The organism is uncultured Granulicatella sp. (assembly GCF_938030755.1).
GTDB lineage: Bacteria > Bacillota > Bacilli > Lactobacillales > Aerococcaceae > Granulicatella.
The window spans coordinates 1-1,608 of the sequence record NZ_CALHIF010000049.1 but is presented as its reverse complement, the minus strand read 5'-3'; the positions used below and the strand labels follow the sequence as shown (position 1 = coordinate 1,608).

General features: G+C 32.2%; 1 protein-coding gene and 1 pseudogene. One reads left to right on the top strand and one right to left on the bottom strand.

The annotated features are described in order from the left end of the window. Nucleotides 1-886, bottom strand: a pseudogene (locus Q0594_RS05030) (IS3 family transposase); the annotation flags it as partial. Between the two features lie 292 nt (nucleotides 887-1,178). Here Q0594_RS05030 and comW point away from each other — a divergent pair. Beyond that, nucleotides 1,179-1,415: a sigma(X)-activator ComW gene (comW, locus tag Q0594_RS05025; RefSeq protein WP_194250936.1), complete on the top strand. Its 237-nt coding sequence runs from the start codon at nucleotides 1,179-1,181 to the stop codon at nucleotides 1,413-1,415. Nucleotides 1,416-1,608: the final 193 nt, after the last annotated feature.

The following is a 1,608-nucleotide window of genomic DNA, read 5'->3' as shown; positions in this document are numbered from 1 at the left end:
GTCACATCTGTGTAGCACTTTTGCATTGGTTTGGTTGCTTCAAATTGACGTTGAATAAGATTATCTGCTTTCTTGCCAACCTCTCCTTGGTATGAAGAATACTTCCGTTTACGGCGAATTCGAGCCGTTAAACCAAGTACTTTCATCAGACGCTGCACCTTCTTATGGTTCACTACGAAGCCACGATTTCGTAATTCTAGAGTCATGCGACGATAGCCGTAATTTCCTTTATGCTCAGTATAAATTGACTGAATTTCAGCTTTAATATCATAATCTTTATCGCTTTGATCCAGCTGTTTTAAGTGGTAATAATAAGTTGAACGGGCAAGTTTAATAATCTTTAGAAGGATATCTAAAGAAAACTCTGTTACCAGTCCTTGAACAATTTCCGTTTTTCTTCTTGCTCCTTTTCGTCTCTCAATCGGAGTTCTCTCAACTTTTTTAGAATGGCATTCTCCGCTCTCAAGTACTCATTTTCTGCTTGAAGACGTTCTAATTCTGTCATATCTTCAAATCTCTTCTTTGGCTTACGTCCCATTTTAGGTGGTCTCCCTCTTGTTTTCTCAACAATAGTATACCCGTTTTTCTTATATTGTGCCAGCCAATTCGAAAGTAATCCACTACTTAGAAGAGCATAATCCAGAGACGCCCTAATTTGTGAATGCCCCTCAAGAAGAACTTTATCAATGATCTCTTGTTTTAGTTCAGGAGAATAGTAACAATTCTTTCCTTTTTTGACGAACTCTATTCCGTAACGATCAATCAATTTAATCATGTACCTAAGATTAGAATTGTTTATCCCAAATTTATTTGAAAGCTTCTCTAAGCTATATCCTTGTTTTCTAAGTTCATAGATCTGAACTTTATCATCATAAGTTAATTTCATAATAAAAACACCCCAAAAGTTAGATTTTTTCTGACTAACTTTTGGTGTGCAGTTCAGTTCAATACTATGCGTTTTTCTTAATTTAAGATTTTACCTCAGTCTCTTTTAGTATTTAACACAGTTAATAAGGTCTATAATAGTCTAATTTAGGTAGTAAATTTGTTCCTATTTTGTTAACTTTTCCTATTTATTATCTTGTTGAGGTTGGTATTTTAACAATTCAGGAATTGATAGTGAATGTGTAAAATTTTTTGTTAGAATAAGCTTATAAAAATTAAAGGAGTGTATGCTTATGTTACAAAAAATTTATGAGCAGATGGCGGATTTTTATAGAAATATTGAAGAAGAGTATAGTACGTTCTTCGGAGATCATTTTGACTGGGAACATGTTCATTTTAAATTTTTGATTTATTATCTTTTCCGATATAGCATTGGGAATCATCGGGATTTTATTGTTTACCATTATCGTGTTGCTTATCGTTTGTATCTTGAAAAATTGATAATGAATCGGGGATTTATTTCGTGTTGAGATGTTTTGAGTAAATTTCCGAACAAATTCACTTTTTTATGGAAAGATAATAATAAATAGCTAGTTATTTTTATAAATCATTTTTTAATAGTTGGAAATAGCAAATCTTTCTATTGTTTCTCCTTGATAAAAAGGAGATTTTTTCTTATAATAAATTGTAAGATATAATTGCAGGTGAGACTCCTGCCATGTA